22 protein-coding genes are annotated in these 25987 nt (G+C 43.5%); 10 read left to right on the plus strand and 12 right to left on the minus strand.

The features are described 5' to 3' along the window. The first annotated feature begins 172 nt into the window (after positions 1-172). From I2I33_RS10055 to I2I33_RS10075, 5 genes are all read left to right on the plus strand, one after another. Positions 173-1702 (plus strand): histidine kinase, encoded by a 1530-nt coding sequence (locus I2I33_RS10055; protein WP_087422518.1) that lies wholly within the window; start codon positions 173-175, stop codon positions 1700-1702. A gap of 124 nt (positions 1703-1826) precedes the next feature. Next, complete coding sequence (locus I2I33_RS10060) at positions 1827-4394, plus strand: zinc-dependent metalloprotease (RefSeq protein WP_087422519.1); 2568 nt, start codon at positions 1827-1829, stop codon at positions 4392-4394. 40 nt (positions 4395-4434) lie between these two features. Next, positions 4435-7755, plus strand: coding sequence for a SusC/RagA family TonB-linked outer membrane protein (locus I2I33_RS10065; RefSeq protein ID WP_087422520.1), 3321 nt, complete (start codon positions 4435-4437; stop codon positions 7753-7755). A gap of 12 nt (positions 7756-7767) precedes the next feature. After that, positions 7768-9108, plus strand: coding sequence for a RagB/SusD family nutrient uptake outer membrane protein (locus I2I33_RS10070; RefSeq protein ID WP_229128264.1), 1341 nt, complete (start codon positions 7768-7770; stop codon positions 9106-9108). Between the two features lie 153 nt (positions 9109-9261). Next, positions 9262-9996, plus strand: a complete 735-nt coding sequence (locus I2I33_RS10075; protein WP_087422521.1) for a LytR/AlgR family response regulator transcription factor — start codon at positions 9262-9264, stop codon at positions 9994-9996. Here the strand turns inward: I2I33_RS10075 and I2I33_RS10080 are convergent, their stop codons facing one another. From I2I33_RS10080 to I2I33_RS10115, 8 genes are all read right to left on the minus strand, one after another. Further along, a complete protein-coding gene (locus I2I33_RS10080) occupies positions 9997-10899 on the minus strand; it encodes a helix-turn-helix domain-containing protein (protein ID WP_087422522.1) in 903 nt (300 codons plus the stop codon). Positions 10900-10982: 83 nt separating this feature from the next. Next, the gene (locus I2I33_RS10085; protein ID WP_407712232.1) at positions 10983-12290 is read right to left on the minus strand and encodes a TolC family protein; all 1308 of its coding nucleotides are present in this window, start codon (positions 12288-12290) and stop codon (positions 10983-10985) included. Between the two features lie 16 nt (positions 12291-12306). Then, positions 12307-15429: an efflux RND transporter permease subunit gene (locus I2I33_RS10090; protein WP_087422524.1), complete on the minus strand. Its 3123-nt coding sequence runs from the start codon at positions 15427-15429 to the stop codon at positions 12307-12309. 8 nt (positions 15430-15437) lie between these two features. Continuing rightward, positions 15438-16559 carry an efflux RND transporter periplasmic adaptor subunit gene (locus I2I33_RS10095; protein ID WP_087422525.1) on the minus strand — a complete coding sequence of 374 codons (1122 nt, stop codon included), beginning with the start codon at positions 16557-16559 and terminating at the stop codon, positions 15438-15440. Positions 16560-16760: 201 nt separating this feature from the next. Further along, positions 16761-17369, minus strand: coding sequence for an outer membrane beta-barrel protein (locus tag I2I33_RS10100; RefSeq protein WP_087422527.1), 609 nt, complete (start codon positions 17367-17369; stop codon positions 16761-16763). Positions 17370-17410: 41 nt separating this feature from the next. Then, the gene (locus I2I33_RS10105; RefSeq protein ID WP_027201729.1) at positions 17411-18067 is read right to left on the minus strand and encodes a DUF4136 domain-containing protein; all 657 of its coding nucleotides are present in this window, start codon (positions 18065-18067) and stop codon (positions 17411-17413) included. Positions 18068-18262: 195 nt separating this feature from the next. Next, positions 18263-18655, minus strand: a complete 393-nt coding sequence (locus I2I33_RS10110) for an ExbD/TolR family protein (protein ID WP_087422528.1) — start codon at positions 18653-18655, stop codon at positions 18263-18265. Positions 18656-18679: 24 nt separating this feature from the next. Beyond that, a complete protein-coding gene (locus tag I2I33_RS10115; protein WP_087422529.1) occupies positions 18680-19348 on the minus strand; it encodes a MotA/TolQ/ExbB proton channel family protein in 669 nt (222 codons plus the stop codon). A 161-nt stretch (positions 19349-19509) separates the two neighbouring features. On the opposite strand from I2I33_RS10115, the gene I2I33_RS20290 reads away from it, so the two are divergent. The 5 genes from I2I33_RS20290 to I2I33_RS10135 are packed head-to-tail and all read left to right on the plus strand — an operon-like array spanning position 19510 to position 21736. Then, entirely contained in the window at positions 19510-20073 is a 564-nt protein-coding gene (locus tag I2I33_RS20290) for a CsgG/HfaB family protein (RefSeq protein WP_229128265.1), read from the plus strand. A 23-nt stretch (positions 20074-20096) separates the two neighbouring features. Then, positions 20097-20402 (plus strand): hypothetical protein, encoded by a 306-nt coding sequence (locus I2I33_RS20295; RefSeq protein WP_229128266.1) that lies wholly within the window; start codon positions 20097-20099, stop codon positions 20400-20402. Between the two features lie 4 nt (positions 20403-20406). Continuing rightward, positions 20407-20742 carry a hypothetical protein gene (locus I2I33_RS10125; protein ID WP_087422530.1) on the plus strand — a complete coding sequence of 112 codons (336 nt, stop codon included), beginning with the start codon at positions 20407-20409 and terminating at the stop codon, positions 20740-20742. Beyond that, positions 20739-21080 carry a DUF4810 domain-containing protein gene (locus tag I2I33_RS10130; protein WP_087422531.1) on the plus strand — a complete coding sequence of 114 codons (342 nt, stop codon included), beginning with the start codon at positions 20739-20741 and terminating at the stop codon, positions 21078-21080. The genes I2I33_RS10125 and I2I33_RS10130 overlap by 4 nt, the downstream gene beginning before the upstream one ends. Then, positions 21077-21736 (plus strand): GNA1162 family protein, encoded by a 660-nt coding sequence (locus tag I2I33_RS10135; RefSeq protein WP_087422532.1) that lies wholly within the window; start codon positions 21077-21079, stop codon positions 21734-21736. Before I2I33_RS10130 ends, I2I33_RS10135 begins: the two co-directional genes overlap by 4 nt. 56 nt (positions 21737-21792) lie before the next feature. Here I2I33_RS10135 and I2I33_RS10140 read toward each other — a convergent pair whose 3' ends face one another. From I2I33_RS10140 to I2I33_RS10155, 4 genes are all read right to left on the minus strand, one after another. Beyond that, on the minus strand, positions 21793-22749 hold the full coding sequence (locus I2I33_RS10140; RefSeq protein WP_087422533.1) for an ABC transporter permease: 957 nt from the start codon (positions 22747-22749) through the stop codon (positions 21793-21795). Then, positions 22742-23482, minus strand: a complete 741-nt coding sequence (locus tag I2I33_RS10145; protein WP_087422534.1) for an ABC transporter ATP-binding protein — start codon at positions 23480-23482, stop codon at positions 22742-22744. Before I2I33_RS10145 ends, I2I33_RS10140 begins: the two co-directional genes overlap by 8 nt. A 3-nt stretch (positions 23483-23485) precedes the next feature. Then, positions 23486-24631 carry an NEW3 domain-containing protein gene (locus tag I2I33_RS10150; protein WP_087422535.1) on the minus strand — a complete coding sequence of 382 codons (1146 nt, stop codon included), beginning with the start codon at positions 24629-24631 and terminating at the stop codon, positions 23486-23488. A gap of 263 nt (positions 24632-24894) precedes the next feature. After that, positions 24895-25836, minus strand: coding sequence for a YeiH family protein (locus I2I33_RS10155; protein WP_087422536.1), 942 nt, complete (start codon positions 25834-25836; stop codon positions 24895-24897). Positions 25837-25987 lie beyond the last annotated feature (151 nt).

The raw sequence follows: 25987 nt of genomic DNA on the forward strand, positions 1-25987 counted from the left end.
CCGAACAGAGAAGTTAAGCCCGTTAGCGCCGATGGTACTGCCCTTGGGTGGGAGAGTAGGTCGATGCCGAATTTAGAAGAGAGGGCGAGTTCAAGTGACTCGCCCTTTTTTATTTTCTTTCATTTTCAATTCTTCATTTTCAATTTTCAATTGTTTCATTACCTTTGTGTACATGAGAATTCGGACCAATATAATATCGATAGGATTAATCTTGTTAGCTTTATTCATTGCCGCTATTTATTTAATAGGGGAAAAGATTAGTGACGTGGGGAACGATATGAATAATGCGAATGCACGAGAGGCTTGTCGATACCGGGCAGAATCTGTTGCGTATGAATTTAAGAAAACCGAAGAATTACAGCGATTGGCGAGAGAGTTTTTTGGGAAAAGTGAATCTTACCGGGAGCAGGATTTATTTTCGCTTTTGAAGACGATGCAACAATTGGACCCGAAATTAAGTAGAACTTGGTTTTTCAGGGGCACCAATGATTCTCTACGGTTGTTGGAACGGAATAGTTCCGAGTTACGCAAGATGAAACTTTCCGGGATCGAGTTAAAGTATATGTATACCTTATTGGATTCACATGCGGATCACCATTTTAGTGGTACGTACCACGAGGATGGAAAGACTTACTGGACAACAATCGAGGCTATTGAACCGACAGCGACCCGGCGTATTCTTTTTGGATTTGATATCTCGTTGACAGACTTACATTCATACTTTGCAGAGGTTACAGGGAAGGTGTCAAGTTACGTGTTTATTGTAAATGAACGGGGTATATTACTTTCGCATCCCGATGAAAATTTATTGGGAACCTCACCTTTCCAAAAAGAAGAGTTGGATTCTATCAAGGAAGTATTAAAAAGTCAGAGTGAATTGGAAATTATGGTTCATTCTAATTTTCTGTCTTCACAGGTGCTTCGAATTTACTATCCCCTACTTGTCGGGAGTGAAAAGTGGGTGATTGCCGTTAACGTGCCGCAGTATGGAAATCGGGAGATATTGGATGAATTTCATCGTTACACGGCTATGATTGCCTTGATTACAGTAGTTATATTCGCAATTTTGTTACTTTTTGCCCAGCATAAATGGCGTAAGGAATACCGTTTGCGGCGTAGTTTGGAACAGGAGTCTATGGAACTGCATTTACAACAGTTGAAAAATCAGATTAACCCTCACTTTTTGTTTAATTCCTTGAACTCCTTGAGTGTGTTGATTGGTTCGGATTCGACTTTGGCGAGGGAATTCGTGTTGAAGTTATCAAAGGTGTATCGCTATTTGCTGGAGACAAGAAACGAAAGCTTGTCCACGGTGAAGGAAGAGATCGAGTTTACCCGGCAATATTATTTTTTGCAGAAGATTCGTTTTGGGGATCAGTTGGATTTGTCCATAGATGTGAGACCGGATTGTTTGGAAGCAAAGGTTCCTTCGATCAGTTTACAGATGTTAGTAGAGAACGCTATAAAACATAATCAGGTGACTTTACAAAATCCCTTGCATATTAAAATTTATGATCGGGATGAATGTTTAATCGTGGAGAATAATTACCAGCCCCGTGCAGAATCTAGCGAGGAGTCCATGGGCGTGGGTTTCGAACGCATTCAGGCCATTTATGACTTTTATTCTGGTGAGAAATTTGTATGTGATTGTGAAAATGGATGTTACGTTTGTCGACTACCTCTTTTAAAAAATCGTTTATAACAAAAAATCGATGATTCACTCCTTTTTTTCGGGGTTTCACTCCCCTTTTATTTTTATTGATTGAAATCTGTCTTATCATTGTAAAGAATCAGTTAACCAGATAGATTTAATGAATAAAAGAAGTATGGTAAGAACAAAAACATTCATTTTAGGTGCGATAGCCCTTGTTGCCCTATCATTATTGTCAGAACCGGGATATTCTCTGGAAAGACGAAAGAAAAAACATGCCAAGGATACAACGGAAGTGTCTAAACCGGATGCTTACGGGGATTTGGTGAAAAAAGCCAAGATTACTGAAGGTATGGTAAAGATTTTAACGGTTGAGAATGATTACTATTTCGAGGTGGCTGATTCGTTGATGGGACGTGATCTTCTAATCGTTAATAAAGTGTCGGGAGTACCTTACGAGTTGAATGATGCAGGCTTGAATAGAGGAATGGAGTCGAATGACAAGCTCGTGCGTTTCTATAAAGATAAATCTATGAACAAGGTGTGGGTGACAACTTACAATGGAAAGGTAAGTGTACCCGAGGGAGATGCGATCAGTGAATCTGTGAAAGCCAATTATCGCGAGTCCGTGATCGAGTATTTCCCGATCGAGGCTTACGGGAAGGATTCGACTTCCGTGGTTATCAAGGTGAACAAGATTTTTGACGGAAGTGAGAAAAGTTTTAATGATATATATAATGAAATTGCTTTAGGCGGTTCGGTAAAAAAGGACTTGTCGAAGATATTGGGCGTGAAGGTTTTCCCCAAGAATGTGGTGGTAAAGGCGTTAATGACGACGCAGGTGGTTGATGGCGGCGTGGCGGTACCTCTTACGGTTGAAACGACAACAAATTTGGTGTTATTACCTAAGGTTCCTATGAAGCCACGTTTCGCCGACCCCCGTGTAGGTTTTTTTGCCACGGAGCATATTTATTTTACAGACGAGCAACAGCAAGTGGAAAAACGGGAATTCGTTCATCGTTGGAGATTGGAACCAAAACCGGAAGATATAGAGAAATATAAAAGAGGAGAGGTCGTAGAGCCTGTGAAACCGATCGTGTTTTATATAGATCCTTCTACCCCGAAACAGTGGAGAGAAGAGATTAAAGCAGGAGTACGGGATTGGCAGGCCGCATTTGAGGCGGCAGGTTTTAAAAATGCTGTTGTTGCGAAGGATGCACCGGAAGGTGATGAAGATTTTGACATAGACGACATTCGTTATTCGGTCATCACCTATGCGGCATCTCAGCAGGCTAATGCTATGGGGCCGTCCGTGGTTGATCCCCGTTCAGGAGAGATTATCGAGGCTGACGTGGTTTGGTGGCATAACGTGATGTCATTATTACATACTTGGATGCGAGTACAGACAGCACCGATAGATCCGAGAGCCCGTGCAAATAAATTGAGCGACGAGCATATGGCCAGTGCTATCCGCTTTGTTTCTTCTCACGAGGTAGGGCATACTTTCGGGTTGAAGCATAACATGGGTGCTTCTCATGCTTTCCCCGTGGATTCTTTGAGATCGCCGAGCTTTACGGCAAAAATGGGAGGAACGGCAAGTTCTATCATGGATTACGCACGTTTTAACTACGTGGCACAACCGGGAGACGGGGTAAAGGAAATTACTCCTAAAATCGGGACGTATGACAAGTTCGCGATTAACTGGGCTTATCGTTGGCTAGACACGGCGACACCTCAAGAGGAGTTGCCGATATTGAATGAATGGATTCAAGAGCATGAAGGAGACCCGATGTACTGGTATGGCGAGCAACAAGACCCGAAAGATCCGATCGATCCTCGTTCTCAGGATGAAGACCTTGGAGATGACATCGTGAAAGCCAATCGTTACGGGATTATGAATCTGAAACGGATTGTTCCGAATATTGTCGCATGGACAGAGGAAGACGGAGAATCTTTTGCGGAGGCAGGAAAATTATTGATGGCGGTGATTAACCAATGGAAGATGTATGCCGGGCATGTTACAGCTAACGTGGGAGGTATTTATATCAATAACCCGGTGAAGGGAAGTCCGGAGGATCGGTATATCCCGGTGCCGAAAGAGATTCAGAAAGAGAGCGTGAAGTACTTGATTGAAGAGGTGTTTATTGTTCCGGAATGGTTGTTTGGTGCTGAGGTCTGGAAGAAGAGTTACCCGATTCAGATGGGCGTGGAATATTCTCCTTACACGGTTGCACGTGAGTTGCAGTACGCTACATTCTATAATCTGTTGAAGGACGAGCGTTTGTTGCGTATGTTTGATTCTGAAGCGACTTTAGGCCGGGCGAAGAGTTACACGCCGGAAGAGATGTTCGCGGATATTCATAACGTGATATTTGCCAGCAGTAAGGCTGGGCGTAACTTATCTATCTACGAGCGGATGACACAAAAGAATTTTGTCGATGCGATCATCGTTAGCTCGAATAGGGCTGTGGAGAAAACAACCAAGAAAGCGTTACATCATTCAAACACGTGTTGTTTTGCCTCTAAAGTTCCCGAATTTACGATTGAGCCTAGAGAAGAGGTTCAATTGAGGACCTTACACTTCTCTTCCATGGGTAGAGTTTCCGAGGCTGTATCGGTGAAGAGAGGCGAATTGTTGAAAATTTTAAAATTAGCGGAAAATAAACGAAACACGGGTAATGTAGAAACTCGTAATCATTACGAGGATTTGATTATTCGGGTGAAAGAGGCGTTGAATATGTGATGATTTTACACCTTATAACATACAAATTAAATAAGTTAGCATGAAGAAAAGTTTATTATTAATTGCGTTATTGTGTCCGCTTTGGCTGTTTGCCCAAAGCGAGAGCGACTATCGTACGATCAAAGGAGTCGTGATGGACTCCGTGACGAACGAGACTTTGATTGGAGCTACGGTAATGATTGACCCGGATGCGGCAGAGGCTAAGAATCTCGGCCCGAAGGGAACGATTACTGATTTTGACGGAAAGTTTGAATTGAAAGTGCCGAAAGCGGTGAAATATGTGGTGGTTAGTTTTGTCGGTTATAAAAATGCGAAACTGGACGTGACGAAGACCACGGAATTTAAGGTTATGTTGCAACCGGATCAGGAGCAGTTGACCGAGGTGGTGGTGACGGGTTACCAACAGATCGAGAAACGTAAATCGACATCGGCGATTCAGACCGTAAAGATGGATGATATAAAGAGCATCGGTGTTGCTAGTATTGACCAGTTGTTGGAAGGGCAGGTTGCCGGTATGACGTCTATCCCCACGAATGGGGCTCCGGGAGCCCCGAACAAGATGCGAATCCGTAGTACGGTTTCTCTGACGGGAAGTACAGATCCGCTTTGGGTGTTGGATGGGATGATTTTGGAAGGGAATGATATTCCAGAAAATTTTAGTGACAAGGATAATATTGATAACTTGTATAATACTTCCATTGCAGGGGTAAACCCGGCGGATATTGAAAGTATAACAATCTTAAAGGATGCCTCGGCCACGGCTATTTATGGAGCACGTGCAGCAAATGGAGTCATTGTTGTAACCACCAAAAAGGGATCTGCCGGAAAAATGCGGGTGAATGCGTCAGCGGCAATGTTTATAACAACGAAACCTGACTTGGGGAAATTGAATTTAATGAATGCTTCTGAAAAAGTGGATTTCGAGTTAGGTATGGCGAGTATACCTGAGTTGACGTATCGTTCTAACTACGGAAGTGTGGCTCGAATTTTGTCAAATTCGGGAGAGTTAAGTGCTTTCCAAGAAGGAGGATTTAATGCATTGTCTGCACAGACTCAGAACGAGATTAATGCTTTGCGTACAACAGGATCCGATTGGGGAGATCTTGTGTATCAGAATGCTGTGAATCAGCAATATAATATAAGTGTATCAGGAGGCTCTGAAAAAGCTCGTTACTATGCTTCGATCGGTTATTATAATGAAGAAGGTACAACGATTGGGACGAATTTTGAGCGGATTACAGGTACTATGAAGACTGATTTTGATTTGAGAGATAACTTGACTCTTGGTCTTTCTTTATTCATGTCTCACAGTAAACGGAAAAGTTATATCACAGATTCGGATTCTTTCACGAATCCTTCTTATTATACTCGTAATGTGAATCCTTATTTGAATGTTCGTGATGAAAATGGTAAGTATGTTTATGACCAGGATATAAAGGGGTTGGATGATGCTTACTTGGAATTTAATTTACTGGAGGAACGTGAAAATACAGATTATTGGTTAAAGAATCTGGCTTTTAAGCCTATGTTAACTTTAAATTACAAGCCATGGTCTTTCTTATCTTTGACAACACAGTTTTCGATGCAGCTAGAGGATTCGAAGACAGAGAAATTTGCAGACGAAGAAACATATTTCGTGAGAAAATATAGGGAAGATTCTAACTATAACGGGACATATTTTTTGCCAGATGGTGGAATTATTCAGAACTGGGCTGCTGATATGTCACAATACCAATGGAAGATACAAGGGGAGTTCAGTCATATTTTTGCCGAGCGTCATTCCGTGAATTTCATGGCCGGTTTTGAAATGCGAGGGAATAAGAATACAAATGTTCATACCAAGGGCTTTGGCTATGATTCCAGAGCTTTGACGACCCAGCCTCTCGTATTCCCGGACGGTTACAGTACTTCTTCCATGTCGTCATCGAAATGGAAACAATATCAAAAGACCATGAGTGAGGATCGTTATCTGTCTTATTATATGACCGGGTCTTATACTTATGATAATCGATATACATTCTTTGGAAGTATGCGTTTTGATGGTTCGAATTTATTTGGTGTTGCTCGTAAATACAAATATCTGCCATTGTGGGCAGCTTCTGCCGCATGGAATGTTAATCGGGAAGAATTCTTGAGTAATGTTGAATGGTTGAATGATTTGAAATTGCGTGTATCATACGGTCTGCAGGGAAATGTGGATAAGAATACCTCTCCTTATGTTGTCGGGGAGTGGAATTCGACAACGGTTCTGCCTGGTTTAAATGAACCGACGATTAACGTGACCTCTCCTCCTAATCAAAATTTGCGTTGGGAGAAAACTAAAAACTGGAATGTTGGTATTGATATGGCAGTTTTGGATAATCGTCTCTCTTTTACAGTTGATGCTTATTATCGGAAAAGTGAAGATTTGATCGGGGCAAGGGCTTTGCCGCTTGAAAATGGTTTCTCTTCTTCTACGATGAACTGGGCTGAGGTTTCCAATAAGGGTATTGAATTTGCTCTTTCTACGGAGAATATCCGTACTCCGAATTTCCGTTGGAAGATGGATTTCAATATTGCCCATAACACGAGTAATGTGGATAAGATTCAAGTGAGAGATGATTCGTATTCTCCTTCTTTGGAAGGACATTCCATTGGGGCTCTTTTCAAATTGAGAACAGCAGGATTGGATGAAGACGGACTACCGATGTTTTATAATAAAGCAGGCGAGAAGGTGAATTTTGAGACTTTTTATGCTATAACGGATGAATGGAATATTGGCTATCCGACATCTTCGCTGACAAATGCAGAGTATCGAGACTTGTTCGTGTATGCAGGAACAACAGAGCCTAAATTTACAGGAGGTTGGATCAATCGATTCTATTATAAGAATTTTGATCTTACGGTAAGTTCTAGTTTTGTGATAGATCAGTTGATGCAAGAAACTCCATTTTATTCACCGAGTGAAACGTCTCCCGGTCAGAATTATTCGAAACGGGCTTTAGACATCTGGTCTCCTTCTAATACAACTGGAAAATATCCTCGTTTGGTGAATTATACGATGGAAGAGAATATGCGATTGGTAAATTATTATCAATGGGTAAATGGATTGGATTTAGGAGGAAATTCGTTTAGTAACTATGATTACTGGTTTAAGAATATGAGTTATTGGCGGATAAGTAGTATTCGCTTAGGGTATAATTTACCTCGGGAAATAGCAGATAAGTTACATATAGGCTCTGCCAGAATTAGTTTTGAAGCTCGGAATCCGTTTGTGATTGCTTCAAATTACAAGGGATATTTTGATCCTGAGACTTGGGGAAATATTTACACGCAACCCCTTGCACGGACTTTCTCAATAGGTTTAGATGTGTCATTTTAAAACTAGGTAAAAATGAAAAGAATAATATATATAATAAGTTTACTTGCCTTGTTCACATCTTGTAATTATTTGGATGTGAAACCCGTGGGGAAAGTAATTCCGGAAAAAGTAACGGAATTCAGAGCCTTGATAACTTCTGGTTATACGGCGGTGTCTGGCTATAAATATTTGTTAGCTTTACGGGCTGACGAGGTAATTCCTTCCGGTAGTGCTTACGCTTATCCTCGGTTGATAGATTTTGCTATTTGGAATGACAATTCTGTGAATATGGAAGAATCTTATCCGTGGGGAACTCCTTATAAAGTGATATTTTATGCTAATAGCGTTATTGATGATGTAATGAATGCGGATATTGATACGGAGGATGATTCTCGTGAGCAGATATTAGGAGAAGCTTATCTTTTGCGTGCTTATATGCATTTTGATTTGTTGAATCTTTACGGGAAACCTTACAATCCTTCGACGGCAGAAACGGATCAAGGGATTCCTTTAGCAACCCAAATAGACATAGAACAGGCGTATTCTCCCTCGACGGTAAAAGAAGTTTATGATCAGATATTTGAAGATATTGCTGCGGCTAACGAAGTTTTAACGGTTGACGAGCAACCTGCTTCTACTCTTTATCGGTTTTCCAAAAAATCTGCAAAAGCATTCGAGGCGCGCGTACGTCTTTACCATCAAGAATGGGAGAATGCGATGAATCTTGCAGAAGGTTTACTGTCTTCTTCTCCTCTGGAGGATTTGACTAGTGCAGATTTTACGGAACCTTATAATATCAATTCAAAAGAAGCTATTTTGTGTCTTGAAGAATGGGGAGACAATGATATGACTTCATATACAGAGCTTCTTCCGTCATTGATAGAAAAATATGATGCTGTAAATGATTTACGTTTTAACCTGTATTTTACAAGTAAAAATGATAAATATGTTCCGACCAAAGGAGGACCAAATTCTAATTACAAGGTTTCTATCCGTTCTTCCGAAATTTATTTGATAGCAGCGGAAGCTGCGGCTCATGTTGATGGAAAACTGGATCAAGCTAAAGACAGGCTGAAAGAGTTAATTAAAGTGCGATTACAACCTGATTACTATGAGGAAAGAGCAGCAGAGATAGATCAAATGACGGCTGAAGAGTTACTAGTAGAGATTGCGAACGAAAGAGCTAGGGAATTAGCTCTTGAAGGGGGACATCGTTGGTTTGATTTGCGTCGTACGGATCGTCCGGAGATAGTGAAAGTTTATACGACAGATCAAGGAGAACAAGATCGTCAGGTTTTGTCTAAAGATGATTCCCGGTATACGATCGCTTTCCCGAAAGAAGCAACGGAATCTAATCCGAATTTGCACAATTAATTTGTATGTTACTAGGTTGATCTAGTAGTTGGAAGGCCGTGGGGGTGGTTCCCCACGGCTGTTTTTATTGTTACATGAATTATTTTCGTTATTTTTGTGAATACAGAAACGATGGATGAAAGAATCCGGAGAAAGTATTGATAAAAATAGCCTATGAATGCAATTATAATTGAAGATGAATATCTTGCAGCGGCAGAGTTGGAACGGCTGTTGGGAGAGGTTGCCCCGGAGATCACTATATTGACGAAACTGGATTCGGTGAGCGAGAGCGTGAAATGGTTGAAGAAGAATAAAGCCGATGTGATTTTCATGGATATTCATCTGGGGGACGGGCAGAGTTTTGATATTTTCGAGCAGGTGGAGATCACGGTACCGGTTATTTTTATCACGGCTTATGATGAATATGCGCTCAAGGCATTCAAATATCAGGGGATTGATTATATATTAAAGCCTTTTGACAAGGAAGAGTTACAGCAAGCATTGAATAAGTTGGAATCGCTTTCCCCGGTAAATGCTCCTTTCCCCGTGGCATCGTTGACCGTGTATCAGGAGCGTTTCCTGGTTACCGTGGGGACGAAGATGAAATCCGTGACGGTGGGAGATGTTGCCTATTTCATGGCGGACGGAAAGTATCTGGTACTTTTCACCCGTGACGGGCAAAATTATATTTTGGATCAAACGATCAGTGGTATAGAGACAAAATTGAATCCGGCACAGTTTTTCAAGATCAACAGGAAATTTATTATCAGCTATAATTCGATCAAGGAGATGGTGAAATATTCCAACAGTAGAATCAAGATCGTGTTAACCCCGGCACCTCCTGCCGGAATTGAGGCAATCGTGAGTTCCGAGAGGATTCAAGAGTTCAAGCAATGGCTGAATCAGTAATTATTCTATCGGAATGTTGGTATCAGCCCGGTAAGTAGCGGGAGTTTTTCCTGTATGTTTTTTAAAGAATTTTCCGAACGAGGATTGATCGCAGAAGTGAAGGCGGTCGGCAATCTGTTGCAACGTGTAATCCGGATTCCGGAGTAGTAGTGAGGCTTGGGTGATTAGTTCATTGGCGATCACTTTATTTGCCGCGAATCCGATATATTTATGTGTTATTTTTGTGAGGTAATGAGGGGTGATGTTCAATTTGTCCGCGTAGAACAAAACTTCGTGCTCTTCTTCTATATGTTGCGTGAGAAGCTGGGTAAATTGATTGCAGAGTAATGAAGAGCGAGAGATTAATCTTTTTTTCTGTTGTTTTTCCATCTCTGCGAAGATCATTTGTGCAACCTTTAAATGATACAGTAAAACTGCATGTTCGAAGATACTTCGGTTTAACGGGCTTTCATTGGTTTGCGAGTTTTCCACGATGAGACGGAAATAGTCTGCCAAAATTTCGATTCCGGCCTTGGGGATTGTGATCGTGTGTTGAAAACGCATGGAAAGGACATCCCGGAAGGGGATCGGTTTGACCCCGTGATCTGCTCTGTCCATGAATGATTTGGGCAGGATGATGATGTGTCCTTTAAAGTCGTTACCCGGTGTCATCTGGGTGATGGTGTTCACCGGTTTAATGTTGACGATATTATTGTTTGAAGGGGTACATTTATGCCGGATGTTATCAATGACAATTTGAAGCGTTCCTTTTAAAATGACAATGTTTATAATGATGTTGGATATGGGTGGGAATTGCTGCAGGACGGTGTGGTCGAAACTATCGACTTGTAATTCAGCGAACAATACCTCTTGTTCGACTTGTTTGTTGGTTATCAGGGAAGAAAGAATGTCGATGTTTGCCATATCCTTGTTTAATTTTAGTTACAAAAATAAGAAATACGGATGAATACAAAAAGATGATTCGATCCGTATTTCAATCTATGAAACTATCTCCCTCCTCCGAGAGCCTGATAGAGCGTAATCGTGTTGGAAATTTCCGTCAAGTGGTTGGTCACTTGATTTACTTGTGCTTCCAACAAGGTTTGTTGGGCTGTCAACACTTCCAGGTAAGTGGTCGACCCGTGTTTCATGAGTAACTGGGTGCTTTTCACCGCATCTTGTAGATGTTTTACTTGTTTTGAGTAATTTTCTGCTTTTTCCCGTGCGCTTTTCACTGCAACCAAGGCGTCGTTCACTTCGATGCCGGCTTCAATGATTGTTTGACGGAAAGATATATCGGCTTCTTTCTGTTCGGCTTTGGCAATGTCAAGATTGGCTTTTAGTGTCCCTCTTTGGAATAGGGGCTGTACGAGCGACCCAACAATATCGTATAGCGAGTGTCGGAATTCGTAGTTTCCCGATATGGTCAAAGCGGGGTAGAAGGCTGCACGAGCCTCGTTCGTGGCATAAAATGCCTGAGCCAAAGTGTACTCGGCTTGTTTTACGTCCGGACGATTGGAGAGAACATGAAGTGGTACTCCCACATGAATCACTTCTGGAGCCAACCAGTCAGCGAGTTCTCCTCGCTCGATCGGGTGGGGTGTTTCCCCGAGTAAGGCGCAAAGTTGATTTTCCGTTTGTTGAATCTCTTGTTGGATATCGATCAGGTTATTACATACATTGTAATAATTTGCCTCTGTTTGTGAAAGTGAGGCGGCATTGTATTTCCCGGCTTTCATCAACCGGCGGGTGACTTCCACGTTTTGTTTCCAACTCTGTTCTGTTACCTCGTAGATTTTGTATTGTGCATCGAGGGATAACAATGTGTAATAGGTGGAGGCTACCGTGGCGATCAATTGCGAGCGTACAGCTTGCATGTAAGCTCCTGATTGGAGGTAAGCCGCCTGTTTCCTTTTCTTGGCGTTACGCAGGTTCCCGAACAAGTCGACTTCCCAACTTGCATTTACAGGTAATTGAACGTCCCAGGAACCATCGAAATCTGCACTGGGTGAAACGTTGAACGAGGGGAGAAATGCCAATTTTGATGCTTTGAGAGAGGCTTGTGCTGCCTGAATTTTCAAGATTGCGTTTTGCATATCGGCATTATTCTTTAAGGCGGTTTCTATCAAAGCGTGTAGTTTTTCATCTTGGAAAAAGGTTTGCCAGTGTATATTTCCTGTTGAGGCCGTATCCGGGGAAATGATGTCCCCGTAGGCTTTGTCTGTTATATCGTAGCGAGGCGTTTGGAATGTCTCGTATATGCCGCAGCTCCCCATCGTGAGTATGAAAATACATGAAACGATGGTGCGATGTATCTTGCAAATAATTATTTTATTCATAACGTTCTTCTTTCTTTTTGTGAATGATAAAACCGTATTTTTCCTGAAGTCTTTGCATGATGATGAAAAGGGGAGGAACGATGAATAGCAAGGCTATTGTTCCGATGATCATGCCTCCGACAACTCCGGCTCCCAAAGTACGATTCCCATTAGCTCCCGCACCACTGGCGTAGAGCAGGGGCAACATACCGAAGATCATGGTAAGTACGGTCATCAAGATGGGACGCAGGCGGACTTTGGCAGCGTCGAATGCCGCATCTTCAATACTCATTCCGGTTTGTCGACGCTGGGCTGCATATTCCGTGATCAAGATGGCTGTTTTGGCCAGCAGACCGATGATCATGATCATACCTGTTTGCAGGTAAATGTTGTTTTCGACATCGAATACCTGTGCCGCGATGAAACATCCCAGGATTCCGAAAGGCACGGAGAGGATAACGGCAAACGGGACAAAGAAACTCTCGTAGAGAGAACAAAGTAACAGATAGATGAATACTACACAAACGATAAGGATAAATACTGTATTATCTGATTGGCTTTGTTCACGGGAGGAACTTCCGAACTCGTAGCCGTATCCTTCCGGCAATGTATTTTGTGCCACTTCTTTGATGGCGTTGATGATGTCTCCTGAACTGTATCCGTTGGCCATGGTTACGTTGGCCGAGATACAGTTGAACAGGTTAAAGCGGCTCAGACTTTCCGGACCGGAGGTTTTGGTTAGTGTTACATATTGGCTGACCGGGGCCATTTCATCCCCGTTTTTGAAATAGATGTTGTCTAGGGAATGTGTGTCCAGCCGATATTCCGGGCTGGCTTGGATGATGACCCGGTATACTTTTGAGAAACGAATGATGTTGGAGGCATAGATTCCACCGTAGTACCCGGAAATGACATCCAGTATATCGGAAGGGGAGATCCCGGCCCGCTTACATTTTGCTGCATCCACGTCCACCACGTATTGTACGTAATCCACTCTGAAGGAGCTGAAAGCGGACATGACTTCCGGGCGTTGGTTCAGTGCGCTGAGAAAGTTTTGGGCAACATCATAAAAATCATTGATTTCCCCGCCTTTCTTGTCCTGCAGGTAGAGTTCCACGGCATTTCCCGTACCGTATCCGTCAATCATACTTGGAGCCATGACGAAGACCGAGGCCTCTGTAACTTGTTGCATATCCCGGTTGAGTCGATTCATGATTGCCGTGGAGGAATGTTCGTCACCTTTCCGTTCGGACCAATCCTTGAGCTGGATAATAAGCATCCCGCTGGATGAACCGGAACCACCTGTCATGCTATGGCCTACTACTCTGGAATAGGCTTTTATCTCGGGATAGGACAGAACAATCTTTTCAATCTGGTCCATGACCCCTATCGTGAATTGCATATTACTTCCGGGTGCGGTGCTGACGGAAACGAACAAGGTACCCGTGTCTTCATCGGGAATTAAACCGGTTTTCGTGTTATTCATCAGGAGAACGGCAAGGACAATGGAACAAGCGAGTGCTATTCCGGCAATCCATTTCCGTTTAAACATGAGGCGCAATCCGGATTGGTATTTGTTGTACAGTGCCAGATAGGAAATACTGTATGCTTTTTTGACGAGGGTGGTCAGTTTGCGGTCTTTGGATTTCCGTTGAAGTAATAGTGCGCTTAGTGCCGGACTTAATGACAGGGCGTTGACGGCAGAGATTGCAACGGCAACGGCCATTGTCAGACCGAATTGTTTGTAGAATGTTCCGCTTGTCCCGCTTATGAAGGATACGGGGATGAATACAGCCATGAATACGATCGTGGACGTGATGACTGCTGCCGTGATGTCATGCATGGCGTGACTTGTTGCAGTGGCAGAGTTTGTTTCTCCCGAATCCATTTGAGTCTGTACGGCCTCAACGACGACAATGGCGTCGTCGACAACTGTTCCGATCACCAGTACCAGGGCAAACAACGTGAGTAGGTTCAAGCTGAATCCCATCAAGTAGATGAAAGCAAAAGTTCCGATAAGGGATACGAGGAGTGAAAGTGTGGGTATTAAGGTTAGTTTATAGTCGTGAAGGAAGAAAAATACTACCAGTACGACGAGAATAATGGCTTCCAGCAATGTTTTGACAACTTCACCGATAGAGGCAAAAAGGAAATCATTGGTATTCTGGAGATATAGGTAATCAAGTCCTGCGGGGAATGATTCTGATAATTCTTCCAGTAATGTTTCTATTTGAGAGTTGATTTCCGTGGCGTTGGAACCGGCAGTCTGGTTGATCATCATGGTCACTCCGTGGTGTCCGCTGATCCCTCCGGCATAACTGTAACTCTGGTCTCCCAATTCGATTTCGGCGACATCTTTTAACCTTAGGACTTCTCCGTCCGCGGTGGAACGTACCACCAGTTCACCGAATTCTTCCGGGGTCTGGTAACGTCCCCTGTATTTCAGCGTGTACGTGAATACATTGTCAGAGTTTTCTCCGAAAGAACCCATGGAGGATTCAATGTTCTGTTCATCCAGCACGGCCGTGATGTCTGCCGGGACAAGTTTGTAGTGGGCCATCGTTTCCGGGTTTAACCAGATTCGTATACTGTACGTGGCTCCCATGCTCCGGACTTCCCCGACGCCTTCGATACGCTGTATCTGTGGAGCAATATTGATATTGATGTAGTTTGTAATGAATGACTCGTCGAATGAGTCGTCCGGGCTGTATATACCTAGAATGGCAAGAGTACTGATCTGTCTCTTCCCGACCGTGATACCTACTTTGGTGACCTCACTCGGTAGTTGTCCTTGTGCTTCCGATACCCGGTTCTGCACGTTCACGGCTGCCTGATCGGGATCTGTTCCTTGTTTGAAGTAAATGTTGATACTGGCGGAACCTGATGATGCGGAGGATTCCATGTAGGTCATGTTTTCCACCCCGTTGATCGTTTCTTCCAGGGGGACGATCACGGCTTTCTGGACGGTTTCTGCGCTTGCCCCCATGTAGGATGCGGAGACATGAACTGTAGGCGGAGCGATGTCCGGGAACTTTTCTACTGACAGGGATTGCAATGCCAGTAACCCCAAGAATACGATGGCTATGGATATACAAATAGCCAGTACGGGGCGTTGTATAAATCTATTTTCTTTCATGGCTTCTTTTATTTTTCAGGAGACGTGGTGTTTACACTTTTCACTTGGACTCCATCTTTGAGCAGTCCGGCACCGGATGCAATAATTTCATCCCCGACTTTTAACCCGTCGAGTACGATGTATTCTTTACCGTCATTGGTGGAAGAAACGGTAATTTGTGTTGACTTGGTTTTGCCGTCAATAATCTTGTAAACGAAAACCTTGTCTTGTAACTCGAAGGTCGCTTCTTGTGGAATTAGAATAATATCGGTGTAAGTTTCGGGGATAACCACGCTCCCGTTTGCCCCGCTATGAAGAAGTCGGTCCGGGTTGGGGAAGACTGCCCGTAGGGATGCCGTTCCCGTGTTCTCGTTGATGACACCACTGATACTGGCCACCCGTCCGGTTTGGTTGTATAGGGTTCCGTCGCTCAATTTGAGTTGAATATCGGGCATTTGTTCCAGTGCTTTTTCCAGAGTTCCGTACTCCCGTGCCATGTTAAGCAGGTTGTTTTCGTTGATGGAAAAATATACGTACATTTCTGAGTTGTCGGACACGGTTGTTAACGGTTCGGACATCGTTGAACTAACGAGTGTTCCCTGGCGATAGGGAATCGTACCGATCACCCCGTCTGATGGACTTTTGATTTCCGTGTAGGAAAGGTTGTTTGCCGCGTTGACTCGAGATGCCTCCATTTGTGCCAGAGTTGCCTCTGCCGTGTGTAACTGGTTTAAGGCCGTTTGGAGTTCATAATCGGATACAACTTGGTTGTCGTATAACTCCTTCGTGTTGTCATAGTCTAAACGGGCGGAGGCGACCCCGACTTTTGCTGCCGCGTAATTGGCTTCTGCCACTCCCAGGGCTGCATTATAGGGTACCTGGTCTATAACGAATAGAATCTGTCCTTTCTTGACCCTTTGTCCTTCCGTGACTTTAATATCGGTGATTTTGCCCGATATTTCTGCATAAATACTGACATCTTGTTTTCCCCGGATCGTTGCGGAGTAGGATGTTGATAGGGTTTTACTACTGTCTTTTACGACAAGGGTTGCGTACTCCTTGTTTATCGGTTGCGATGTCTCGTTCTTGCAGGAAGAAATCATTAGCACGAATCCGATTAATACCAAATAATAATTTTCTTTAATTCTCATATCCTTTTTCGTTTTGTGTGTATTCCAAATAACTGGTGTAAAATAAGCTAATAGAACTTATTTTGTCCATAGCCATACCCGCACGGGTTTGGTTCAAAACGAAACACTTTTTGTTGTCAGGAAAATGGAGATTAAAGTAAATGGAGCCGTGACATTGCCACGGCTCCATTCCCCTATTGATTACCTAGTTGTTTAACCTGTTTAATTTCCCATAAAGACGATACCGACACTGATCGTGAAGTTTTGCATGGCTTCCACTTTCCCGGATTTGGTTCCGTAGGTGTATTTAGCCCCGATGTTGAATGCAAATTGGTCATTGACGGGGATAATGGTACCTATTTCGGGTGCGAAAGCGAATTGCCATCTTGCGTTCGTGGCAGTGAATTGTCCCAGATCGGTTTTTAGTTCTGTCCAACTGGTACCTAGTCCGAGTCCTAGGTAAGGTCTGAACATGGTGTTTTGATCTGTCAGCCAGTAACGTCCCATCACCATGATGGGTACCGTGTTGATGTAACGGTATTGATAACCGGTGATCGTGTGTATATCTTTACTGCCTTTGAACAGGAAGTCTCCCGTTAATTTACCTTTGTCCTTGTAGAACGTGTTCCAACCGATCATACCCCCGATAGAGAATTTCTCGTTTAGGAAATGATGGTATTCAAGATCCATACCCCGGAAACTCATTTTGCCGGCGTAGTCATTCATTTTTCCAAGTGGAACAGACATCTGGTAGTTTAAGTTCAGCATTTGTCCTTTTACTAATGGGCTAAGCCCGAATAGTATGAGCGATATAATTAATAACTTTCTCATAATCGTTTAAATTTAAAATTGACAATTAATGATCTATCCTACTATTTTTTCAAGTATGGTGACTGGATGAAACACTGGTCAATCGTTGTTTCCATTCTGTCAATAATAGATTGTTTTGATCCTTGTAGCAAACCGTCGGCGATACCGCTCCAGAGTACAGGAACTTTCTTGGTTGAGCTGGCTTCTTGGTTGGTTGCGATCATGTCAATCACGATGGAACCACTTCTGTAAGAGTATACCGTTACCGGGTACCACGGGTATGAAGGACCCCAACCCGGACCCCATGTCGGACCCCAGATCCAGTTCCAGCCCGGATACCAACCCCAGTAGTTATACCAGTAGTCAGAGCCATAATAGTAGTTCACGTTAGAGAAAGCTGATACGGTGACAATGAAACTCGGTTGTTGATCCTCCTCGCTAGTCGGTTCGATGTACGAGTATCCGAGTTGGGTAAAATTGTCTTTTACCAGTTGTAAGATTTGGGCATCGAATTCGTGGTTCGGAGTTTCTCCTTTTGCCACGAAATAAACAATAGTGTCAGGGAGCGAGAATGTGGTGTACTTGGTGAAGTCCGCATTTTTGTCATAATTCGTTATGGCAACGTCCATCTCCTCCACGTTGTCAGCGCCTCCGGGATAGCATGATACCAGAAACTGTGCAAACAGCCCGATGAATGATAAAAATAATAAACGTTTCATACTGTGTTAGTTTTAGTTTAACAATTGTTGCTAATATATTTATCTACAACGAGATAATCATTACAAGCGATGAATGTCAAGTTTTGCTCACTTGTGAGGTTGTATACGCCGACTAGGACGATAGGTTTCAGCTACACGATTATTTTTTTTCGTGAACCTGTTCTGTGTTAATCCGGTAGTATGAATTTTTAGAGGCTATTCGGGTTCCGTGCTTAGGATAAGGCGGTAGTTGTGATCTTTGGCGATATTCATCACTTTCACGATTTGTTCCAAGGGAACAGATTTATCTGCTTGAAGAGAGATACACGGATCTTCCAATTCCCGTAGTTCTTCCACGAGTCGGCGCTCTAGCATGGAGAAAGGGATTACTTTTTCGTTCAGGTAGAACGTGTAGTTTTTGTCGATAGACACGACCGTGATAGGTTTGTCCGAAGTTTGATTCGTGCTTTTGGGTAATAATAATTTCAATGCGTTGGGATTGATCAACGTCGAGGATATCATGAAGAATAGCAACAATAGAAAGAATATGTCGGTCATGGACGACATGTTGAAATTCGGGTTGATCTTGCTTTTACGTTTTATTGCCATGACGAAATAATTGAAAATTGAAGATTATTTTTTGGGACGGAGGTATTCGATAAGTTCAGAGGAGTAGTGTTCCATGCGGAAAACGATTTTGTCAACACGGGCAACCAGAAAGTTGTAGGCCAGTTGGCCGATGATTCCGACGATTAACCCGGCCACGGTGGTGATCATGGCGGTGTAGATACCCCGGGAGAGAAGACCTATGTCGATGCTGTTTCCGGCCATGGACATATCGTAAAAAGATTGTACCATCCCGACCACGGTTCCCAAGAATCCGATCATGGGAGCGGTTCCGGCACAAGTGGCTAAGGTCGGAAGACCTCGTTCCAAGTTGGCGACCTCGTAATTGGCCGTGTCTTCCATGGCCTGGCGAATTTCTTGCGGGTCTTCGTTGCTTATTTTGATCCCCTTGGCGATAGTGTGTGCCAGTGGAGAGCCTTCTTTTTCACATTCTTCGAGTGCGACACGTGTGTTTCCGGTTTTCAAAGTTTCTTGTATTTTTTCCATAAAAGGGACATCCGTTAGCCCTGTTTTGCGGATAAGCCAGAATCTTTCGCAAGCAATGTAGATAATGATAACAGACAATATAAATATGGGGATCATCAACCAGCCGCCCATTACGACCATATCCCATAGATTCATTCCAGCGTTGTTTGTAGGTGCAGTTTGAACTGCCAGTATAAAAGTTTTAATCATACTCGTTTTTTATCGTCGTGCGAAGATAATGTGGTTTTTATAAAAACACAAATATGACTTCAGTTTATTGTCCATATATTTTGAATTCGATTCATAAATACGTATTATTGTATTGTATTTGAGGAATAAATTGTTTACAGGCGTTAATTTTATATGGGTGTATGAAAGGAAAAAGTTTATTTTTAGTAATCGTTTTTTCCATTTTTTGCTTGGCTTCATTCGGGCAGGTGGAAAAGAGTCTTAAACGTAAAGTGGCTATCGGGCGTTTTTCAAATGAGACGCAATATGCCAAGAGTGTCTTTTATGATAAAGACAATGACCCGATGGGTAAACAGGCTTCTGATATTTTATCTGCCAAGTTGGCGAGTTCCGGGAAATTTCTTTTAATTGAACGTCAGGATTACGACAAGATCGTGGCTGAATTAGAAAAAAATGGGGGTATGTCTCAACAGATTGGTGCGGACTATATCATTATTGGTTCGATAACGGAATTCGGACGTAAAACCATCGGAACACAAAAGGTTTTTTCCAATAGCAAGAAACAGATCGTGGAGGCGGGAGTAAATTTGCGCTTAGTGGATGTTTCTACCGGAATGGTTATTTACAGCGAGGAAGCGAAGGGTGAGGCAGAAACGGAGAACAAGAAAGTTATGGGATTGGGTAAATCGGCAGATTATGATGCCACGTTGTCAGAAAGGCCATTTCCGCGGCAATTACGAAATTAGTCGAGAATGTTATTAACAAGTGCATGGATAAACCTTGGAAAGCTTACATCCTGTCTGTTGAGGATGGCGTGTATTTTGTCTCCGGGGGAGCGAGTCAGGGGATTGAAACGGGAGATGAGTTTGCCGTGATGCAAAAAGGTAAGCAGGTAAAGAATCCCCAGACCGGATTGATGATTGAATTACCGGGGAAAGTTGTGGGTAAGATCAGGATTGAGCAGACGTTAGGTGATACTCCTCAGGATGAAGTTGCGATGGCTTCTCTGGTGGAGGGAACGATAGACGCGAATGCGCTGGATAAGTATTATGTAACAGAATTAAAAAAGGACTAGCGTGATGAAACAATTATTTTTTGCAATTATAGCTGTATTGTGTTTCTCCGGATGTGGTAAGCATATGTATAGTACGATGTCTTCGGGAAAGGATAACCAATCTTTTATTATTGTTCTGAGGCAAGATCAAGCTTATCCTTCAGGGGTCACGATTGTTGTTGATGATAAAGATCATTTTACAGTGGATAAGGTGTTCAAAATGAAATTTCAAAGAAAGGCTCGTCCGATCGTGATCACTCCGGGCAAGCACAGTATTAAGGTTCTTTTTGATGGAAAAGAGTTACGTAGGGAAGAGATTTTTATCGGGTTACAGGAAACGAAGAAAATAGTACTGCCATGATAAAATATATCTGTATTGTGATCGGGTGCCTCACTTGTATTTCGTGTGCATCCACGACTTCCTTGTATTCATGGAGAGGGTATGATGAAGCGATATATGCTTATACCGAAAAGGCTGATGAAACCAGAATGCGGCAAATTTTGAAAGTTTACGAGAAGATACTGAAATCAAAAGGGACCCGGGGAGTTCCTGCTCCGGGTATATGTGCGGATTATGGTTTCCTTTTGATAAAGAACGGGGAGGTGGATAAGGGCAAGCAACTATTGCAGAAAGAGATTGAGTTCTACCCGGAATCAGAAACTTTTATTAGTAGAATTTTGAAAAGATTTGAAGAATGAGAATATTATTTATACTGGGTGTCGTGGCTGTTATCATGTCGGGATGTGGTGCTACCGGTCCGTTGAAGTCCGAGACTTATAAATCGTTGTATGACGAGAAACCATTGAGTATTCTTGCCTTACCTCCAATCAATAAAAGTACCAAGGTCGAGGCTAAAGAGTTGTTTTATAGTTCTGTTGTCGTACCTTTGGCCGAAAAAGGTTATTATGTCATGCCTCCTTTATTGGCTATGGAGATACTGAAAGAGGAAAGTGCTTACGATAGCGAGATGTTTTTTGATCGTTCTATAAAAAAGATGGGAGAGGTTTTCGGTGTCGATGCCGTTTTGTTTACAGTTATACATGAGTGGGGGAAAACGACGCTTTTGAATCAAGTACACGTGAAAATTGAATACATTCTGAAATCAACGAAAACAGATGCTGTTTTGTTCGATCGTGTTGGAGATGTTACTTTAAAGCAAAATATGAATAGTGGTAATGCTTTGGCCGATTTGATTGGTGGAATGTTGGCAGCTGCGTTGACAAAAGAGATTGTTGTCGGGGAAAAGTGTAATTATTACACGTTGGATGACCTTCCTGCAGGTAGGTACAATTCTCTTTTTGGTAAAGACGGGAATACCGTTTCCGGACCCAAGGAATTTGAAAAGACCCTTTAGATTTGTTTTTTTGGAAAGAGGGAGGTGTGTCAAAAATCTTTTGACACACCTCTTTTTTATCGGGATCTGATCTCCTTTCTCATGAAAGAACCATACGAGAGTGCGAAACAGATGACGGTGGCAGCAATCAGTCCCGTGAGTTGCGGCCAGACAACCATTAAACTTTGTCCCAGTGGTAGCGGGCTGGGGATTGCCCCATGAACCTGTTCCATGGTCAAGGGGCCCAAGCTACGAACCGAGGGCATCAGTAGTGTCGTGGTTGCCTCGTTGAAGAGCATGCTCGGGGCAAAGCGTAACAGGTTGAGCATGAATTTCTGATAACTGATGACTTGGTAGGCGCTAGCCATGGCCGAGGGACTGATGGCTTTACCGACCAAGTTGATAATCATGTTGTAAAAGACGCTGAAGAATAACCATACGGCCACGCATGCCAGAGCCGAGGTGGCGGCTTGCTTGAACTTTATCGAAAAGAAAATGGATAAGTTCAGCCAGAAGGCCACGTAAATAATACTAACCACCACAAAGGCTATAATGCGTAAAAACTCTTCCGCTGTCGGCGGTATTCCTATCGCTATTAGCCCGAATCCCATAACCAGAAGTGCTAGGGCTAGTAACATGCTCCCGATAACGATCAAGGCTCCCACGAATTTGGCGTTGATCAGGTAATCCCGATGAATGGGTTGGGACAGGATGCGACTAAGCGTTCCTTTACTTTGTTCGGAATTGATAGCATCAAACCCGAGCGCGATGCCTAATAACGGTCCGAGAAAGTTAATGAAGATCACGAACGAGGGCAGGGTGCCGTCGGATACGGTGAATAGTTTCAAAAACAAAAATGAACCGTCGGGATCATTGGGTTTGATGGCTGCTCCGATATTGGTTAATGCCGTGTAGAGGGAACCCATGCAAGTCAGCGCGATAATGGCTATCAGGATAATGAATTTCCAGCTTCTGACATGGTCGGCGACTTCTTTACGGACAATAACCCAGAACGGACTTTGTATTTTATTCATGGCTTTTTCCTCCTCCGAAATAACGGTTATACATATTTTCGAGCCCGTGTTCCTCGTTTTGTAACTCGTTGACGTTGACCTCTGCCAAGAGTTTACCTCCCCCGAACAGGCCTACCCGGTCACAGATTTGCTGAACTTGATCCAGATGATGGGAAGAGAATAGCACGGTCAGCCCGTTTTCTTCTCTTAACTGCCGGATCAAATCCATGAATTCCTGAACCCCTGCCGGGTCAATACCGGATGTCGGTTCGTCAAGGATGATCACTTCCGGTTGCTTGATCAGCACATCCGCCAGTCCGAGACGTTGGCGCATACCCCGGGAGTATTTCCCGGCTTTCTTCTGTGTGTCAACCGGTAGCCCTACCCGTTCGAGCAATTCCTTGGCCTTGGTTCTTGCATCCGCTTCCGGGATCCGGTTCAGGCGGGCCGTGTACAACAGGTTTTCGATACCTGTCATGTCATCATAGAATCCGACGTCTTCCGGCAGGTAACCCACCTTTTCCCGTACCTGTATCGGGTTCCGGGTTGAATTGATCCCGCAGACCTGTACCGTTCCGGAAGTCGGATCCGTCAATCCGAGCATCATTAGGATTGTCGTGGATTTGCCGGCCCCGTTCGGGCCGAGAATCCCGAATATTTCCCCTTTCCGGACGGATAGATTTACGTGATCAACAGCGGTGAATTTCCCGTACTTTTTCGTCAGTTCATGAAGTTCGATGATAGGCTCGCTCATGATCTACCTCCTTCCATATTTGCGGAACAGGTAGTACACGCATCCCAAGGCGACAAGGATGACCAGTACGCCCATCCAACCCCAGATCATGGGTGTTCTCACCGCAATTCTGAAATCTGCCGAGGAGTTTACTTCCGGGGTTTTGGCAGATATTTTAGTCACGTAATCTCCCGGAAGAGCTTTTTTGGATGCTTTTACCGTGGCCGTGACGTTAGCGGTTTCACCTGCTTTCAAGCGATTGATTTTTGCCGGTTCGAAGGTTACTTCCCAGTCAACCGGTTTGTTGGCAGATAGCTGGATGTCCTTTAGTTCTGCCGATCCGGTATTCTGGACAATTAAATCTATATTCTTGTTATCTCCCGCGGTGATCTCGCTGCTGAGCAGGCCACGGGGTGTTGTCAGTTCCATCTGGTAGGTTCCCGTGATCACAACTTCCAGCTCCAGCTCGGCAGAGGTGGTGCTTGTCGTTGCTCGTACCGGAATTTTGTAACTTCCAGCTTCAACGTTGGCCGGAGGGTTAATGTCAATCGTGATGCTCTGGGTGGCATTCGGTTCAACTTGGGCCGATGTGGCTTGCTTGTAGTTTGCCTTGAAGACCACGTTCCAGCCTCTGGGAGCTTGTGCCATCAGCGCATAGAGCTGTTGTTCTGCTGTTTGGTTTTTCAGCGTGGCATTGAAGGTAAACGAGGATTTGGAGTTCCCCTGCATGTTGGGTTGATTCGTGGTGAAATCGGTTTGGTAGGTACCCTGTTTGGAGACCGTGATCGCGATGGGGAGTTCTCCAAGTCCCTCTGCAACAACCGTGAAACGGTAAGTCCCTTTGTTGACTTTTAGCGGGATGTCCACTTTTAGTGAAACGTTCTTTTTCTCGTGGGGTAGGACCGCAAGTTCACTGATGGTCCATGTGCCGGCCTTTAGTTCGTAATTCCAGCCTCGTGGCAGTCCTTTCACGGATAAGTTCACGTTTTTAACTACATCGTAGTTGTTGATAACGTCAATACTGTAGTTTACAGATTCTCCCGGTGGAACAGCGATTTTCGTGTAGGGAGTGTACAGAATCACATTTTTGTCGGATTCCGAGGCCTGCAATTGTATGGGAAGAACCCCCATCAGCAGTACCAGTAATAGATTAAAATAATTTGCACGCATTGTCATAAAAATTTTCGTTAGATAATTTTGATATGATTTTCAATACGTTCCCAAATATATATACTATCTGTATTACTTATTTTTAAAAGATTTGAAAAAAAATTATTTTGGTTCATAAGGTTCGTAAAGTTTATAAGGTTTGTAAAGTGACGGGAGTCCTTCGAACCGTGTTTAATGGTTGTTCTAGCTGCAATAGACAAAGCGTCCTTACTGGACGCTTTGACTTTATGAACCTTATAAACCTTATGAACTTTATAACCCCATCATAGTAGCATGATCACGCTAGCTGATAGTGTGCTGATGCAAATCCAAAGGATGATGCCTAACAGGATCGGTTTGAAACCTACTTGTTTGATGGTATCTTTAGAGAGGCCGGCACCGATAAGGAATAGTGTGAATAACATTCCGACTTTAGCGAATCCCACGATTTGAGTGTAGAGATGTCCCCATTGCGGTGTGTAGGTAGCGATGATCATGGCGACAATGTAGAAGAATATAAAGTAAGGAATGGATATTTTTGATTTGGTGTTTGTTCCTTTATTATAGAAGAAAGCGGCGATCAATGAAACCGGAATGATCCAAAGTGCCCGGATCAGTTTGGTCGTGGTGGCGATAGCCAAAGCCTCGTTGCTGTATGTTTTGGCCGCACCGACCACGGAACTCGTGTCATGGATGGCAATAGCACACCAGTATCCGAATTGATGATCGTCCATCTCCAACCAACGCCCGATCAGTGGGAAGATAAATAGTGCCACGGCGTTAAGCATGAAAATGGTTCCCATGGCCACGGTGATGTCCTTGTCTTTGGCTTTAATGACAGGAGCCAAGGCGGCAATGGCACTTCCCCCACAGATGGCGGTTCCCCCGGAAACGAGGAATCCGGTGTCCCGGTTGACTCTTAGTTTGCTGGTAAAGAACAATCCCAAACCGATGGTAACGACAATGGAAAATATAGTGAACAGGATTCCTGTTTTCCCGGCCTCGATGGCTTGTTCCACGTTCATACCGAAACCTAGTCCTACAACGGAAATCTGGAGAAGTATATGGGTGATCCGGCTATTAATTGCCAAGAACGGGTGACCGATAGTCAGCGATAAAATTAGACCTAGTAAAAGGGCAAAGCCCGGATCAAGAAATGGTACAAGAAATAAAGCTACGATGAAAAGTACTTCCTTTTGATTTTTGTTCAGTTGAATTTTGCTCATAATCTTTAGTTATTTGTTCGGTGCAAAATTCTCTCAAATATATGAATCTTGGAAATAAGAAATATTCAGATGGTATAACTAAAAGTAATATATTATTCGTCCTTGCAAATTTGAGATAGGAAAGTAAATTGTAGAAAAGCGTGGCAAAATT

Origin of the sequence: Butyricimonas sp. BSD2780061689_150309_C8 (assembly GCF_015560935.1) — a bacterium.
Classification (GTDB): Bacteria; Bacteroidota; Bacteroidia; order Bacteroidales; family Marinifilaceae; genus Butyricimonas; species Butyricimonas paravirosa.